General features: G+C 76.2%; 15 protein-coding genes. 14 read left to right on the forward strand and 1 reads right to left on the reverse strand.

The window, feature by feature from the left end; genetic code table 11:
• Positions 1 to 126: 126 nt before the first annotated feature.
• From EV372_RS22180 to EV372_RS22235, 12 genes are all read left to right on the forward strand, one after another.
• On the forward strand, positions 127 to 1782 hold the full coding sequence (locus EV372_RS22180; RefSeq protein ID WP_130397587.1) for a carbamoyltransferase C-terminal domain-containing protein: 1656 nt from the start codon (positions 127 to 129) through the stop codon (positions 1780 to 1782).
• A complete protein-coding gene (locus EV372_RS22185) occupies positions 1779 to 3275 on the forward strand; it encodes an HAD-IIIA family hydrolase (RefSeq protein ID WP_130397588.1) in 1497 nt (498 codons plus the stop codon). The genes EV372_RS22180 and EV372_RS22185 overlap by 4 nt, the downstream gene beginning before the upstream one ends.
• Positions 3272 to 4288 (forward strand): glycosyltransferase family 9 protein, encoded by a 1017-nt coding sequence (locus EV372_RS22190; protein WP_130397589.1) that lies wholly within the window; start codon positions 3272 to 3274, stop codon positions 4286 to 4288. The genes EV372_RS22185 and EV372_RS22190 overlap by 4 nt, the downstream gene beginning before the upstream one ends.
• The gene (locus EV372_RS22195) at positions 4285 to 5337 is read left to right on the forward strand and encodes a glycosyltransferase (protein ID WP_130397590.1); all 1053 of its coding nucleotides are present in this window, start codon (positions 4285 to 4287) and stop codon (positions 5335 to 5337) included. Before EV372_RS22190 ends, EV372_RS22195 begins: the two co-directional genes overlap by 4 nt.
• Positions 5334 to 6596: a glycosyltransferase gene (locus EV372_RS22200; protein WP_130397591.1), complete on the forward strand. Its 1263-nt coding sequence runs from the start codon at positions 5334 to 5336 to the stop codon at positions 6594 to 6596. The genes EV372_RS22195 and EV372_RS22200 overlap by 4 nt, the downstream gene beginning before the upstream one ends.
• Positions 6596 to 7186 (forward strand): D-sedoheptulose-7-phosphate isomerase, encoded by a 591-nt coding sequence (locus tag EV372_RS22205; RefSeq protein ID WP_130397592.1) that lies wholly within the window; start codon positions 6596 to 6598, stop codon positions 7184 to 7186. Before EV372_RS22200 ends, EV372_RS22205 begins: the two co-directional genes overlap by 1 nt.
• Entirely contained in the window at positions 7183 to 8568 is a 1386-nt protein-coding gene (rfaE2, locus tag EV372_RS22210) for a D-glycero-beta-D-manno-heptose 1-phosphate adenylyltransferase (RefSeq protein WP_130397593.1), read from the forward strand. The genes EV372_RS22205 and rfaE2 overlap by 4 nt, the downstream gene beginning before the upstream one ends.
• Positions 8569 to 8661: 93 nt before the next feature.
• Entirely contained in the window at positions 8662 to 9348 is a 687-nt protein-coding gene (locus EV372_RS22215) for an SDR family oxidoreductase (protein ID WP_130397594.1), read from the forward strand.
• Between the two features lie 57 nt (positions 9349 to 9405).
• Complete coding sequence (locus tag EV372_RS22220; RefSeq protein ID WP_130397595.1) at positions 9406 to 10398, forward strand: UDP-glucuronic acid decarboxylase family protein; 993 nt, start codon at positions 9406 to 9408, stop codon at positions 10396 to 10398.
• 153 nt (positions 10399 to 10551) lie between these two features.
• Positions 10552 to 11427 carry a glycosyltransferase family 2 protein gene (locus EV372_RS22225; protein WP_130397596.1) on the forward strand — a complete coding sequence of 292 codons (876 nt, stop codon included), beginning with the start codon at positions 10552 to 10554 and terminating at the stop codon, positions 11425 to 11427.
• Positions 11424 to 12323, forward strand: a complete 900-nt coding sequence (locus EV372_RS22230; protein WP_130397597.1) for a glycosyltransferase family 2 protein — start codon at positions 11424 to 11426, stop codon at positions 12321 to 12323. The genes EV372_RS22225 and EV372_RS22230 overlap by 4 nt, the downstream gene beginning before the upstream one ends.
• A gap of 489 nt (positions 12324 to 12812) precedes the next feature.
• Positions 12813 to 14027 (forward strand): MFS transporter, encoded by a 1215-nt coding sequence (locus EV372_RS22235; RefSeq protein ID WP_130397598.1) that lies wholly within the window; start codon positions 12813 to 12815, stop codon positions 14025 to 14027.
• A gap of 184 nt (positions 14028 to 14211) precedes the next feature.
• On the opposite strand, the gene EV372_RS22240 is transcribed toward EV372_RS22235, so the two are convergent.
• Positions 14212 to 14742, reverse strand: coding sequence for a DinB family protein (locus EV372_RS22240; protein WP_130397599.1), 531 nt, complete (start codon positions 14740 to 14742; stop codon positions 14212 to 14214).
• A 227-nt stretch (positions 14743 to 14969) separates the two neighbouring features.
• Between EV372_RS22240 and EV372_RS22245 the strand changes: the two genes are divergently transcribed.
• Both EV372_RS22245 and EV372_RS22250 read left to right on the forward strand, forming a co-directional pair.
• The gene (locus tag EV372_RS22245; RefSeq protein ID WP_130397600.1) at positions 14970 to 15743 is read left to right on the forward strand and encodes a MerR family transcriptional regulator; all 774 of its coding nucleotides are present in this window, start codon (positions 14970 to 14972) and stop codon (positions 15741 to 15743) included.
• Entirely contained in the window at positions 15740 to 16102 is a 363-nt protein-coding gene (locus EV372_RS22250) for a hypothetical protein (protein WP_130397601.1), read from the forward strand. The genes EV372_RS22245 and EV372_RS22250 overlap by 4 nt, the downstream gene beginning before the upstream one ends.
• The last annotated feature ends 2 nt before the right edge of the window (positions 16103 to 16104 follow it).

Below are 16104 nucleotides of genomic sequence, written 5' to 3' on the forward strand. Positions count from 1 at the left end.
GCGTCCGTGCTGGTGAGCGGGTTCCGGTCCGCCCTCGGCCGATGTTTAGGCGTCGCTGCTGCTGGTAGTCGAGTGGGTGCGCTCGGCGTCTGAGTCGCAGACCGGGCCTGAGGAGGGAGCGGTTACATGCGTGTCCTCGGTGTCAACGCCGTCTTCCACGACCCGGCGGCGGCGATCGTCGTCGACGGCCGCACGGTCGCGGCGGCGGAGGAGGAACGGTTCTCGCGGCGCAAGCACGGCAAGGCCGCGGTCCCCTTCTCCACGTGGGAGCTGCCGGAGCAGGCGATGCGCTGGTGCCTGGAGCGCGCGGGGCTGCGCCCCGCCGACCTGGACGCGGTCACCTACTCCTACGACCCCGCGCTGGCCGACCCCGACGGACCCGGACAGGACCGCGGCTGGGAACGCCTGCGCCTGTTCTACGTCGAGCGCGCGCCGCACTTCCTGGCCACCGCGCTGCCGGGCCTGGACCCGGCCAAGGTCACCTACGTCCCCCACCACGTCGCGCACGCGGCCTCCGCCGGACTCGCCGCCCCGCCCGAGGCCGGAGGCGGCGAGTGCGCGGTGTTCGTGGCCGACGGCCGCGGCGAGAGCGCCTCGCACATGGCGGGCGTCTACACCGGCGGGAAGCTGGACGTGCTGGTCCGCCAGCCGCTGCCCGAGTCCCTGGGGCTGGTCTACGAGGAGCTCACCGAGCACGTGGGCTTCCACCGCTCCAGCGACGAGTACAAGGTGATGGCCCTGGCCTCCTACGGCGAGCCCACCATGCTCGACGAGGTGCGCAAGCGCGTGCGCTACGAGGGCGACGGCCTGGTCCGCGCCTCGGGCCTGGACTGGAACTCCCTCACCGACCCGTGCGAGCCGGGACGGGAGCCCTCCAAGGAGCACGCGAACCTGGCCGCCAGCGTGCAGGCCGCCATGGAGGAGACCCTCCTGGCCGTCGTCGGCTGGCTGTACGAGCGGACCGGCCGCCCGCACCTGACGATGGCGGGCGGGGTCGCGCTCAACTGCGTCGCCAACAGCCGCATCGTCCGCGAGGGGCCCTTCGAGAGCGTCTGGGTGCAGCCCGCCTCCGGCGACGCGGGCACCGCGCTGGGCGGCGCCCTGCACGCGGCCTCGCTCGTGGAGGACGTGGCGCCCATGCCCGGGGCCGCCCTGGGCCGCTCCTGGGACGAGGACGAGCTGCGCGCGGTCCTGCGCGAGGCCGACGTCGCCTTCGAGCGCCCCGACGACCTGGCCGACACCGTGGCCGAGGCCCTGGAGCGGGACGCGCTGGTGGCCTGGTTCCAGGGCGCCGCGGAGTACGGGCCCCGCGCGCTGGGGCACCGGTCCCTGCTCGCCAACCCGTCCAACCCCGACAACCTCGAACGGCTCAACCGGGTCAAGGGGCGCGAGCAGTTCCGCCCCGTCGCGCCGATGGTGGCCGAGCACAGGGCGTCGGAGATCTTCTCGGGCGGGCCCCTGCCCAGCCCCTACATGCTCTTCGTCCACGAGGTGCACCCCGACTGGCGCGACCGCCTGCCCGCCGTGGTGCACGTGGACGGCACCGCCCGCGTCCAGACCGTGGCCGAGCGGGACGACCCGCTCACCGCGCGCCTGCTGGACCGCTTCGAACGGCGCAGCGGCCTGCCGGTCCTGGTCAACACCAGCCTCAACACGGCCGGGCGGCCCATGGTCGACTCCCCGCGCGACGCCCTGGAGTGCTTCGGGTCCGCGCCCGTGGACCTGCTGGCCATCGGCCCGTTCGTCGTGCGCCGCCGCGCGGGCGAGGGGGCGCACCGGTGAGCGCTCCCCGCTACTCCGTGGTCGTGCCCACCGTGGGGCGCGACACCCTGCCCCGTGTGCTGGGACCGCTTCTGGACGCGCCGTCCGGGGAGGCTCCCGAGGAGGTCGTCGTCGTGGACGACCGGCCGCCCGACGACACCGCGCCGCTGCCCGGGACCGACCACGCCCGGGTCCGCGTCCTGCGCACCGGCGGAGGCGGTCCCGCCGCCGCCCGCCAGGCCGGGTGGCACGCCTGCGCCGCCGAGTGGATCGCCTTCCTGGACGACGACGTGGCCCCGCCCGCGGACTGGCCGCGGCGCCTTCGCGCCGACCTGGCCGACCTGCCCGCCGAGGTGGGCGCCAGCCAGGGCCGCATCACCGTGCCCCGCCCGCCCGGGCACCGGCCCGCGGACGCCGAACGGGCCACCCTGGCCCTGGAGGGCGCCCGCTGGATCACCGCCGACATGGCCTACCGCAGGAGCGCCCTGGAGGCGGTCGGCGGCTTCGACGCCCGCTTCCCGCGCGCCTACCGCGAGGACACCGACCTGGCCCTGCGGGTCGTGGACGCCGGGTTCGTCCTCGTGCCCGGCGAACGCGAGTGCGTGCACCCGCTGCGCGGCGGCGGGCGCTGGGCGAGCCTGGCCGCCCAGCGCGGCAACGCCGACAACGCCCTGATGGACCGCCTACACGGGCGCGGTTGGCGCAACCGGGTCGGGGAGGGCCCCGGCGGGCTGCGCGGGCACGTCCTCACCACGGCCGCCCTGCTGGGCGCCGCAGGGGCGGCCCTGACCGGGCACCGCGCCGAGGCCGCCGCGTGCGCCGCGCTGTGGACCGCGCGCACCGCCGCGTTCGCCCGGCGCCGGATCCGCGGCGGACCCGCCACCCGCGACGAGGTCACCGACATGCTGGTGACCAGCGCGCTCATCCCGCCCCTGGCCTGCTGGCAGCGGCTGCGCGGCGAGATCCGCCACGCCGGGGCGCGGCCCGCCCCGGCAGTGGCGGCCGTGCTGTTCGACAGGGACGGCACCCTGGTCGAGGACGTCCCCTACAACGGTGACCCCGACAAGGTGCGCCCCACGCCCTCGGCCGAACGGGCGCTCGCCCTGGCCCGCGGCGCCGGACTCGCCGTCGGGGTGGTCAGCAACCAGTCGGGCATCGCCCGCGGACTGATCACCCGCGACCAGGTGGACGCGGTCAACCGGCGCGTGGAGGAACTGCTGGGCCCCTTCGACGTGTGGCGCGTGTGCCCGCACGGTGAGGAGGACGGCTGCGGATGCCGCAAGCCCGCGCCCGGCATGGTCCGCTCCGCCGCGGCCGAACTGGGCCTGCCGCCCTCCCGCTGCGCGCTGGTCGGCGACATCGGCGCCGACGTGGACGCCGCGCGGGCCGCGGGCGCGCGCGGGGTGCTCGTGCCCACCGCCGCCACCCTGGACGCCGAGTGCCGTTCCGCGCCCGAGACCGCGCCCGACCTGGAGGCCGCCGTCCTGCGCCTGCTCGGAAGGGGCGCTTCGTGAGCGGGGGAACCGTGATCGTGGCGCGCCTGGACAGCATGGGGGACGTCCTGCTGTCCGGACCGGCCGTGCGCGCCGTCGCCCACGGAGCCGACCGGGTCGTCTACCTCGCCGGACCCCGGGGCGCCGAGACCGCCGCGACGCTGCCGGGCGTGGACCGCGTCCTGACCTGGTGCGCGCCCTGGATCGCCGCCGACCCGCCGCCGGTGGACGCCGCCGACGTCACCGGCCTCGTGGAACGCCTGACCGGCCTCGGCGCGGACGCCGCCGTGATCCTGACCTCCTTCCACCAGTCGCCGCTGCCGCTGGCCCTGCTCCTGCGCATGGCCGGGGTGCCCCGCGTCTCGGCCGTCAGCGAGGACTACCCGGGCAGCCTGCTCGACGTGCGCCACCACGTGGCCCACGCGATCCCCGAGGCCGAGCGCATGCTGTCCCTGGCCCGCGCGGCCGGGTACCCGCCGCCCCCCGGCGACGACGGACGCCTGGCCGTGCGCCGCCCGCTGCCCGACACCCGGGAGCTGACCGGTCCCGACGGGTACGCGGTGGTCCACGTCGGCGCGGACGCCCCCTCCCGGGAGCTGCCGCCCGCCCTGGCCGCCAAGACCGTCGCCGCGCTGGCCGAACGCGGCCACCGGGTCCTGGTCACCGGCACCGCCGGGGAGGCCGAGGCGGCCCGCGAGGTCGCCGCGCACGGCGCGGCGGACCTTGCAGGGCGCACCACCGTCACCGAACTGGCCGACGTGCTCGACCGCGCCGCCGTCCTCGTCTCGGGCAACACCGGCCCCGCCCACCTGGCCGCCGCCGTCGGCACGCCCGTGGTCTCGCTCTTCTCCCCGGTCGTGCCCGCCTCCGCGTGGGCGCCCCACGGCACCGCGGTCCGCGTCCTGGGCGACCAGCTCGCGCCCTGCGCCGACACCCGGGCCCGGGTCTGCCCCGTACCCGGCCATCCCTGTCTGAACTCCGTCTCCTCCGACGACGTCCTGACCGCCGTCGACGAACTCCTGGGGGCACGATGACCGTCCACCACCCGACGCCCACGATCCCGGCGCACGCGCCCCGGGGCATGGCGCAGGGCCGGGCCCGGACGCCCGCGCGCGTGCTGCGGATCCTGCTCTGGCACGTGCACGGCTCGTGGACGACCGCGTTCGTCCACGGCGGGCACACCTGCCTGCTGCCGGTGACCCCGGACCGGGGGCCCGACGGGCGGGGCCGCGCCCGCACCTGGGACTGGCCCGCCAACGCCGAGGAGCTGCCCCCCGAGGCGGTGCGCGACAGCGAACCCGACCTGGTGGTCCTCCAGCGACCGCACGAGATCGCCCTGGCCGAGGAGCTCCTGGGCCGCGTACCGGGCCGGGACGTACCCGCCGTCTACGTCGAGCACAACACCCCGCGCCAGGACGTGCCGGTCACCCGGCACCCCGTCGCCGACCGCGACGACATCCCCGTCGTCCACGTCACCCACTTCAACGACCTGTTCTGGGACTGCGGGCGCGCGCCCACCCGCGTGGTCGAACACGGCGTGCCCGACCCCGGGTACCGCTACACCGGCGAGGTCCCCCGCACGGGCGTGGTGCTCAACGAGCCCCTGCGCCGCTGGCGCTTCACCGGCACCGACCTGCTGCCCGCGCTCGCCGAACGCGTGCCCCTGGACCTGTTCGGCATGGGCGTGGCCGGGGTACCCGACCACCTCGGGCTGGCGTCCTCGCGGCTGCGCGCCCACGAGGACCTGCCCCAGGGCGCCATGCACGACGAACTGGCCCGCCGCCGCGCCTACGCCCACCCGCTGCGGTGGACCTCGCTCGGCCTGTCCCTCATCGAGGCGATGATGCTGGGCCTGCCCGTGGCCGCCCTGGGCACGACCGAGGCCTACGAGGCCGTACCGCCCGAGGCGGGCACCGTCTCGACCGACCCCCGAGTACTCGCGGAGGCGCTGCGCGCGTTCCATGAGGATCGCGACCTCGCCCTCCGCACCGGCAAGGCCGCCCGTGCGGCGGCACTGCGCCGCTACGGGCTCACCAGGTTCCTCGACGACTGGGACCGGGTGCTACAGGAGGTGACGTCATGAGGATCGCCATGGTCTCCGAACACGCCAGCCCGCTGGCGGCGATCACCGGAGAGGACGCGGGCGGCCAGAACGTCCACGTGGCCGAGCTGGCCGCGGCGCTCGCCGCGCGCGGACACGAGGTCGTGGTCCACACGCGCCGCACCGACGCCGAGCGGCCCGACAGCGTCTCCCTGGGCCCGGGCGTGCGCGTGGAGCACGTGCGCGCCGGACCGGCGGCCCCGATCAGCAAGGACGAGCTGCCCCAGTACATGCCCGAGTTCGCGCAGCGGCTGCGGGCCGCCTGGCGCGTCCAACGGCCCGAGGTCGTCCACGCCCACTTCTGGATGAGCGGTTTCGCCTCCCTGCGGGCGGCCGGCGCCCTGGGCCTGCCCGTGCTGCAGACCTTCCACGCCCTGGGCACCGTCAAGCGCCGCCACCAGGGCACGGACGACACCAGCCCCGCCGAGCGCGTCCCGACCGAACGCGCCGTGGCCGGTCAGTGCGCCATGGTCGTGGCCACCTCCACCGAGGAGCGGCGCGAACTCGCCGAGTGGGGGATCCCGCCCGCGCGCGTGGCCGTGGTGCCCTGCGGCGTGGACACCTCGCGCTTCACCGCCGAGGGCCCCGCCGCCGAGCGCGGCGACCGCCCGCGCCTGCTCAGCCTGGGCCGCCTGGTCAGGCGCAAGGGCGTGGACACGGTGATCCGCGCGCTGGCCGAGGTGCCCGAGGCCGAACTGGTCATCGCCGGGGGAACCGACCGCGAACGCCTGTGGACCCAGCCCGAGGCGGTGCGGCTGCGCATGGCCGCCGAGCGCGCGGGCGTGGACGACCGGGTCCGCTTCCTGGGCTGCGTGGACCGCGCCGAGGTCCCCGCCCTGCTCAGGTCGGCCGACGTGGCCGTCAACGTGCCCTGGTACGAGCCGTTCGGGATCTCCACCGTCGAGGCGATGGCCTGCGGTGTCCCCGTGGTCGCCTCCCGCGTGGGCGGCCACGTCGACACCGTCGTGCACGGGGAGACCGGGCTCCTCGTCCCGGCCAGGTCGCCCGAGCGGCTGGGCCGCGCCGTGCGCTGGCTGCTCTCGGACGAGGCGACCAGGATCTCCTTCGCCGACGCCGCGGCCGAGCGGGCGCGCGACCACTACTCGTGGGCGGAGGTGGCCCGGCGCACCGAGGAGTGCTACCTGCACGTGACCACGACCGCGACCGGCGCGGCCGTCCCCGCGCCCCGCGCGGGGCTCAGCACGCCGGTCGCCACCACCACCGGGGGAGGCGAGGAGTGATGCACACCCACCTGAGACAGCTCAGCTCCGCGCTGGACGGCACGGACGCGGCCCTGGTCGAGGAGTGGGGACGCCGCGCCGCGCGCGCCCTGAGCGGGGGGCAGCGCCTGTTCGCCTGCGGCAACGGCGGCAGCGCGGCCGAGGCCCAGCACCTGACGGCCGAACTGACCGGACGCTTCGAGGACGAGCGCGAGCCCCTGTCGGCCATCGCGCTGCACGCGGAGACCTCCAGCGTCACCGCCATCGCCAACGACTACGGCTACCACCAGGTCTACGCGCGCCAGCTGCGCGCCCACGCCCGCCCGGGCGACCTGCTGGTGTGCATGTCCACCAGCGGCAACAGCGAGAACGTCGTCGCCGCGGCCAAGGCCGCGCGGGAACTCGGCGTCACCTGCTGGTCCCTGACCGGCCCCGGACCCAGCGCCCTGGAGTCGCTCAGCGAGGAGACGGTCTCCGTCCCCGCGCCCAGCACCTCCACCGTGCAGGAGGTCCACCTGGCGCTGGTCCACGTGTTCTGCGCCGCGGTGGACGCCGAGGTCGCCGCCCGCGCGCACGGGGTCTTCGTCCCCGAGGGGAGGGCGGCCACATGAGTGGGGGAACCGTGGTGGTGGTCGGCGACGCCCTGCTCGACGTGGACCTGCGCGGCGCGTCCCGGCGGGACTGCCCCGACGCGCCAGCGCCCGTGGTGGAGGAGCCCGAGTCCTGGTACCGGCCCGGAGGCGCGGCCCTGGCCGCCCGCCGCGCCCGGCAGGACGGCCACGACGTGGTCCTGGTGACCGCCGTGGGCCGCGACGCGGCCGCCGCCGACCTGGCCGCGCTCGTGGGGGAGGGCGTGCGGCTGGTGGGGCTGCCCCTGATGGAGCACACGCCCACCAAGACCCGGGTCCAGGCCAACGGCCGCACCGTGGCCCGTCTGGACCGGGGGTGCGGGGGCGTGGAACTCGACGCCCGCGCCGAGGACGTCGCCGAGGCCCTGGCCGGGGCGGCGGCCGTGCTCGTGGCCGACTACGGGCACGGGCTCACCCGTCAGCGCGCCGTACGCCGGGCCCTGGCGGCCTGCGCGCGGCGCGGCGTCCCGCTCGTGTGGGACCCGCACCCGCGCGGCGCCGACCCCGTGCCCGGAACCCGCCTGGCCACGCCCAACGCCGCCGAGGCCGGGGTCGCCGGGGGCGCCGACGAGCGGGCCCTGCGCCGGGCCGGTGAGCTGGCCGGGGCGTGGGGCGTGCACTCGGTGGCCGTCACCCTCGGCGCGCGCGGCGCCGCCTGGTCGGACGCCGGGGACGGGTGCGCCCTCCTGCCGGGCACACCCGTAGACGCCCCGACCGACACCTGCGGCGCCGGGGACGCCTTCGCCGCCGCGTGCGCCACGGCGCTCGCCGACGGCGACGACGTGCGCGACGCCGTCCGACGCGGGGTCGCCTCCGCCTCGGCCTTCGTCGCCGGGGGCGGGGCCTCGGCCTACGCCGCCCCGCGCCCCGCCGCCGGGCGGGCGCGCGCCGCCGCGGTGCCCGGCCCCCGCGCGGGGGAGGGCGGCCGGGCGGAGCGGGTCGTGGCGACCGGCGGCTGCTTCGACGTCCTGCACGCGGGCCACGTCGACCTGCTGCGCCGCGCCCGCGCCCTGGGCGACCGCCTCGTGGTCCTGCTCAACAGCGACGCCTCCGTGCGCGCGCTCAAGGGCGGGGGCCGTCCGGTGGTCGCCGAACAGGACCGCGCCCGCGTGCTGGGCGCGCTCGACTGCGTGGACGAGGTGGTCGTCTTCGGCGAGGACACGCCTGTGCGAGCCCTGGAGGAGCTGCGGCCCGACGTGTGGGTCAAGGGCGGCGACTACGAGGTGGAGGACCTGCCCGAGACGCCCGTCGTGCGGCGGGGCGGGGGAGAGGTGGTCACCGTGCCCCTCGTGCCCGGCCACTCCACGACCGGGCTGATCACCCGCATCCGCGGCCGGGGCCGCGACGGGGTGCCCGCCCGCTGAGGACCCCTGGACCGGACGCCCCCGACCCGGCGCCCGGGAGCCGGAGACGAACCACGAACAGCGACGAACGACGACGGAGAACGGGGGAGACAGATGCGTCCACTCGGAAACACGCTGATCACCGGAGGCTCCTCGGGCCTGGGGGCGGCCACCGCGCGGGCCGTGGCCGACGGGGGCGGCCGCCCGATCATCCTGGACCGGCAGCACCCCGGCAACGACCTGTCCTTCCACCAGGTGGACCTGGCCGACCGCGAGGCGGTCGAGCGAGCCGTACAGCAGGTCAGCGTCCAGCACGGCCGCATCGACGCCCTGGTCAACGCGGGCGGGACCGACGCCTGCGGCACGCTCACCGACGTGTCCGCCGAGGACTGGGAACGGGTCATCCAGGTCAACCTCGTCGGCACCGCCGCCGTGACCCGCGCCGCCCTGCCGCACCTGCGCGCCTCCCGGGGCACGGTGGTCAACTGCGCCTCCACGCTCGGCCTGCGCGCGCTCAGCGACGCCACGGCCTACTGCGCCTCCAAGTTCGGGGTCGTGGGCTTCACCCGGGCGCTGACCGCCGAACTCGCCGGACAGGTCGGGGTGACGCTCCTGGTCCCCGGGGGCATGAGCACCTCCTTCTTCGACGACCGCCCCGACCAGTACAAGCCGGGCCCCGACGCCAAGCTCAACGCGCCCGAGGACGTGGCCCGCGCGGTGGTGTTCGCGCTGAGCCAGCCGCCCGGCTGCGAGGTGCGCGAGATGGTGATCTGCCCCTCGCAGGAGACGTCCTGGCCCTGACGGGCCGGGAAACAGCACCCAGGTAAGCGGTGAGACCATCCGAGGAGGTGGGCGACGATGCGCGAGCACGCGTCGAGAGGTAGGGCCCTGGTCACCGGTGGCGCCGGGTTTCTCGGCTCCCATCTGTGCGAACGGCTGCTGGAGAGGGGCACACGCGTGGTGTGCCTGGACAACTTCGCCACCGGCCGGGCGCAGAACGTGGCGCACCTGGCCGGGCACCCCTGGTTCGAGCTGGTGGAGGCCGACCTCACCGAACCGTTCACGCTGGAGGAACCCGTGGACACGGTGTTCCACCTGGCCTCGGCCGCGTCGCCGCCGGACTACCTGCGCCTGCCGGTGGAGACGCTGGAGGTGGGCAGCCTGGGCACCCGCAACGCGCTGGAGTGCGCCGAGCGCCACGGCGCCCGCCTGGTCCTGGCCTCCACCAGCGAGGTGTACGGCGACCCGCTGGAGTACCCGCAGCGCGAGACCTACTGGGGCAACGTCAACCCGGTCGGCCCGCGCAGCGTCTACGACGAGGCCAAGCGCTACGCCGAGTCGCTGACCATGGCCCACCACCGCGCCCGCGGGGCCGACGTGGGCATCGCCCGCATCTTCAACTGCTACGGGCCGCGCATGCGCGCCGACGACGGCCGCATGGTGCCCACCTTCGTCAACCAGGCGCTGGAGGGCAGGCCGCTGACGGTGGCGGGCGACGGCCACCAGACGCGGTCGCTGTGCTACGTGGACGACACCGTGCGGGGCCTGATCGCCCTGGCCGACAGCGGGACGACGGGGCCGGTCAACATCGGCAGCGACGAGGAGCTGTCCGTGCTGAACCTGGCCCGCGTCGTCCTCGGCGTGACCGGGACCCGGTCGGAGATCACCTTCGTCGAACGCCCCGAGGACGACCCGCACTTCCGGCGCCCCGACATCCGCCTGGCCGAGGAGGCGCTGGGCTGGAGGCCGCGCGTCCGCCTGGACGAGGGGCTGCGCCGCACCGTCGCCTACTTCGTGGACCAGCGCGACCGCTACGAGGACCTGCCCGAGGGGACCGCGCCCGCCAACTGAGGGCCGGACCGGAAACGGTGCCGGTGTGACGCCAGAGGTCCCGGTCCGCGGTGACCTCGTACTCGTGGCGGGTCCGGAGCGCCGGACCCCGCCATGAGTACGGGACCGCGGCGAAGGCGCGGGCCGGGGCACGAGAGGGGAGAGAGGGCCAGCGTGGGGAATCCGGAGCGCTCACGGGTCACCGTGGTGGTGGCCACCCGCGACCGGCGCGAGGAGCTGCTGCGCACACTGGGGCACCTGGAACTGCTGGAGCCCCGCCCGCCCGTGGTGGTCGTGGACAACGCCTCCACCGACGGCACCGCCGAGGCCGTGCGCGAGGGGTTCCCCGACGTCGAACTCGTGCGCCAGGACCGCAACACCGGCTGCGTGGCCCGCAACACCGGGGTGGCGCGCGCCCGGACGCCCTACGTCGCCTTCTGCGACGACGACTCCTGGTGGGCGCCGGGGGCGCTGGAGGCGGCGGCCGACGCCCTGGACGCCCACCCGCGCCTGGGGCTGGTTGCCGCGTCGGTGTTCGTCGGCGAGGAGGGGCGGCCCGACCCGCTCAACGGGGCGCTGGCCCGCAGTCCGCTCCCGGACGGCGACGGCCTGCCCGGCCCGCGGATCCTCGGCTTCCTGGCCTGCGCCGCCGTGGTGCGGCGCGCGGCCTTCACGGAGGCGGGCGGCTTCAGCCACCTGCTGTTCTTCGCCGGGGAGGAGGCCCTCCTGGCCCAGGACCTGGCGGCCTCGGGCTGGGAGCTGTGCCACCTGGAGCACGTGCGCGTGCACCACCACCCGTCCCCGGCGCGCCCGCCCGGCCTGTGGCGGCGCACGCTGGAGGAGCGCAACGCCCTGCTGACGGTCTGGCTGCGCCGCCGCCCCGGCCTGGCCCTGGCGCGCACGGTCCGGCTGGCCGGGCGCTCGCTGCGCGACCCCGTCTCGCGCGGCGCCCTGACCGGGGCGCTGCGGGTCCTGCCCGCCGTGCTGGCCCGGCGCCGCCCGGTGCCCGCGCACGTGGAACGGGACCTGGCCCTGCTGGAGGAGGCATGAACCGGAGCGCGCGCGTGGGCGTCGTGGTCATCACCCGCGACCGCCGGGAGGAACTGCTGCGCACCCTGGACCGGCTGGCGGACCTGCCGGGGCCGCCGCCGACCGTCGTCGTGGACAACGCCTCGTGCGATGGCACGGCCGCGGCTGTCGCCGAACGCCACCCGTGGGTGCGGCTCGTCCGGGCGGGGGCCAACCTGGGCTCAGTGGGCCGCAACGTCGGGGTGGAGGCCCTGGACACGCCCTACGTCGCCTTCTGCGACGACGACACCTGGTGGGAGCCGGGCTCCCTGGAGCGGGCCGCCGACCTGTTGGACGCCCACCCCGGGCTGGGTTCGGTGACGGCGCGGCTGATCGTGGAGCCCGGGGGCGGCGAGGACCCCCTCACCCCGGAGCTGCGCCACTCGCCGGTGCCCGGGCCGGACTGGCTGCCCGGCCCCGCCCTGCTCGGGGTGCTCGCCGGGGTCACCGTGTTCCGGGTCCGCGCCTTCTGGCAGACGGGGGGCTTCTCCCGGCGCCTGTGGATGGGCGGGGAGGAGGAGCTGCTGGCGCTCGATCTGGCCGCCGCCGGGTGGTGGATGTGCTGGGACGAGGACACGGTCGCCCACCACGCCGCCTCTCCGGTGCGCGACCCCACCCGGCGGCGGCGCCTGGGCATCCGCAACACCCTGTGGACCGCGTGGCTGCGGCGCCCGGTGGACGGGGCGTGGCGGCACACGTGGTCGGTGCTGCGGTCGGTGCCGCGCGACCTGTCGAGCGCGATGGCCGTCGCGGAGGCGCTCGGGGGGCTGCCCTGGGTGCTGAGGGAGCGCGCGCCGGTCCCGCCGGGGGTGGAGCGCGGGCTGCGCACCCTGGAGGCGCCCCGCAGGGAGTCCCGGGCGCGGCGCTACGTGGGCTGAGGCGTCCGGGGCGCGGGTCGCCCGGGACGTGGGCCGATCGGAACGCGGGTCGCCCGGGCTGTCACGGCCGTGAGCCGCTCGGGACGTGAGTCGTCCGTGGCGTGGGCCGCCCGGGAGGTGGGCTGTCCGGGTCCCTGGCACGGAGCCGCCCCGGGACGCCCGGGACGGCTCCGGGTTCCGGGTGAGTACCCGCCCGCGATCCCGGGTGCGCGGCCCTTCCGAGGGCGGCGCCGTCCTCTCCGTGCGTGGTGGGGAGCTGATCCCTGTTCCGGGGGACAAAAGCTGGAATTCCAGGTAAGCGACAGATGGCCATTCGGTGAATACTCAGTGTAGTGGCGCGGGTATGTACACGAACGCGTCACCTGTCCGTTCGATCCCTGGGTCTGCCCCTCCCAGGGCGAGGAGTCCCCCCGTGCAAGCGCAACGGAACCCTGTCCCCGTTCCCCCGCTTCCCCCGAACACCCGGCCGACACCGCGCGGGCGGCGCGCATGACCCACCGACCCCTCCGCGCGTCGGGCCGGGCCCCCTCCGGCACGGACGCGCGCAGGGCGTTGGCCGCCCTGTGCGTCACCGTCACCGCCAGCCAGGGAGTGCTGTTCTACGCCTTCCCCGTGCTGGCGCCCGCCATCGCCGAGGACACCGGCTGGTCCCTGTCCGCGGTCATCGCCCTGTTCTCCGGGTCCCAGGTCGTGGCCGGACTGGGCGGACCCCTGGTGGCCCGCTGGCTGCGCGTGCGCGGCCCCCGCCCCGTGATGACCGCGGCGGCCCTGCTCGGCGCGGTCGCCGTCGCCGGGCTGGCGCTGGCCCCGAACCTGTGGTTCTTCGGCGCGGCCTGGCACGCGGCCGGAGTCGCCGTGGCCGGGCTCTCCTACCCGCCCGCCTTCGCCGCCCTGACCCGCTGGTACGGGCCGGGCAGGGTCCGGGCGCTCACCGCGCTCACCCTGGTCGGCGGGCTGGCCAGCACCGTCTTCGCCCCGTTGACCGCCGCCCTGGAGGCGCAGGTCGGCTGGCGCGGCGCCTACCTCGTCCTCGCCCTGGTCCTGGCCCTGGTGGTGCTGCCGCTGCACGCCCTGGCCCTGACCCCGCCCTGGACTCCCGGCGGTACCGCCGACCGGGCCGGGGACCGCCGGGCGGTGCGCGGGGTGGTCCGCAGCGGCGCGTTCTGGGCGCTGACCACGGCGCTCGCCCTGGGCACCCTCACCGTGTACGCGGTCGTGATCGGCATCGTCCCGCTCATGGAGGGGCGCGGGTTCGGTACCGCCGAGGCCGCCTGGACGCTCAGCGCCGTGGGCGTGGGCCAGGTGCTGGGCCGCCTCGTCTACGCACCGTTGGCGCGGTGCAGCGGGGCGGTGCAGCGGATCGCCGCGGTGCTCCTGGCCTGCGCTGGGGCTACCGGCCTGATCGCCCTGGTCAGCGGGCCGCTGTGGCTGGTCATGACCGCGGCGGCGCTGGTGGGCGCCGCGCGGGGCGTGCTCACCCTGCTCCAGGCCACGGCCGTGGCGGACCGCTGGGGGGAGGAGCACTACACCACGCTCAACGGCATCATGCACACCCCGCTCATGCTCACGATGGCCCTGGCTCCGGGAGCGTGCGCGCTGCTGGCCGGGCCCCTGGGCGGCTACCCGGCGGTGTTCCTGCTGCTGGCGGCCCTGTCGGTGCTCGGCGCCCTGGTCGCGCTGGCCAGCGGTCCGGTCCGCCGTTAGCGCCGTGACCGGCGGGGTCCTCCGGGGCGCGCCCGCCGGAGACGATCCCGCTCCCCGTGGCGCCCTCGACGGCCCGCGCTGCCGCCGGGAGCGGGATCACCGGCGAGGAAACCCCACACCTCACACCGGACACGTTTGCGGCCCGCCGCGACGGGGAGTCCCGCCCACCCGTCCTCGGCGGGTGTCAGGCCCCGGACGCCGACGCGACCCGCAGCAGCCGCAGCTGCCCGAGTTCGGCCACGTTCTTCATCAGCTCGCCGTTGACCCAGGCGGCCGTGTGCTCGACCGCCAGCCCCGAGTCCGGCGGCCAGGGGAACGCGGCGGGGGCGTCCAGGTCCGGTCCGGTGAGCCCCTCCAGCACCTCCAGCCACTGCGTCCGCAGTGCGCGCAGCCAGTCGGCCGCCTCCTCCGGGCCCGGCCAGCGGACCTCCTCGCGCTCGCGCGGAACGCGTCCCCGCAGGTGGTCCAGGGCAGTGGACCACCACCAGCCGATGTGCCAGGTGACCCAGGCCGCGGTGGGGACGGGCACGGGGTCGGGTTCGGTGTCCGCCCAGTCGGGCACCCAGCGGCCCTCGCCGTCCCGGCGCACCGTCCAGCACAGGGGGCCGGGCTCCCAGAGCAGGTCGCCGGGCTCCAGGCGCTCCAGGTGGTACTCGAACAGGGACCAGGTGAAGTCGAACTGCCAGCGCAGCAGTGCGCGACGAGGGTCGGACATGGGACCAGCCTGGCACAGGGACCCGCCCGCGCCGAAGCGGTTTTCCCGCGCGGGGACGCGAGGGCTGGACCCCACGGCCCGCTGGCCCCCGCGGCCGGGTTCTCCCGCGCCCGCATCCACACGGGCGCGGGAGAACCCGGGTGAGAACGCGTTGCGGTTGACGTAGCGTCAACGCCTAACGTCGTTCCCCGGGCCGGAGGGACCGGCCCGACGAGGGAGAGACCGCGATGTCCTGGTCGATGGGCGAGGTGTGCCGTATGAGCGGCGTCACCTCCCGCGCCCTGCGGCACTACCACCGGATCGGCCTGTTGGAACCCGAGCGGATCGGCCCCGGCGGGATCCGCCACTATGGGCACGGCCAACTGCTGCGCCTCCAGCACATCCTGGTGATGCGCGAGCTGGGCATGGGGCTGTCTGACATCGCCCGTGTGCTGGACGAGCGCGGAGGCCGGGCCGGGGCGCTGCGCGACCACCTGCGCGCCCTGCTGGCCGAGCGGGACCGCGTCGACACCCTCGTCGCCACCGTGCGCCGCACCGTCGACGCACTGGAGGAGGCAGACGCCATGAAGGCCGTGCACCATCCCGAGGACCTGTTCGCCGGATTCGACGCGTCCGTCTACAGCGAGCGCGCCCGCGTCGAGTGGCCGCACACGTGGGAGCGGGCGCGGCGGACCGCGGAGGGAATGACCGAGGACGACCGGGAGCGGTACCGCGACGAGGCCGCGGACCAGCTGCGGCGCATGGCCGCCCACCTGGTCGCGGGCATCCCGCCCGACGACCCGGCGGTCCAGGCCGAGGTGCACGTCCACTATCTGGCGGTGAGCCGGATGTGGGCGTGGACGCCCGACGCGGGCGCGTTCGAGAACCTGGGTCGCGGCTACGCCGAGGAGGGACCCTGGCGCGAGGTCTACGAGCGCTGCGCCCCGGGGCTGGCCGACTACCAGCACGAGGCCATGGCGTTCTACGCACGCCAGCGGCTCGACCGGAAGGAGGACGCGTGATCCCCGAGGACTGGCCAGCCCACCACCGCGACGAGGACGGTGAGGTGCTCGGCTACCTCGAACCCGTGGGGGAGGGGCGCTACCGTCCGGTCACCCCCTTCGGCCGTCCGCTCGACGGCCCCGGCGACGAGGACTCCGCCCGCGCCGCCCTGGACGCCCGGGGGCTGTCCTACCTGGCCGATCCCTGGCTGCTCAGCCTCCCCGGGCGCGAGGAGCCGATCAGGGTGCGGATCGTGGAGATCAGCCCCGAGCGCATGCGGGTGGCCAACATCGACCACGGCTATGAGGAGGCCGACCTGGGTCGCGTCTTCGTCCTGGACGTACCCGAGACCGAACGCCTCCGCCCGGCCGGGGGATGAGC

The sequence above is a fragment of the Nocardiopsis sp. CNZ308 genome (assembly GCF_004217075.1).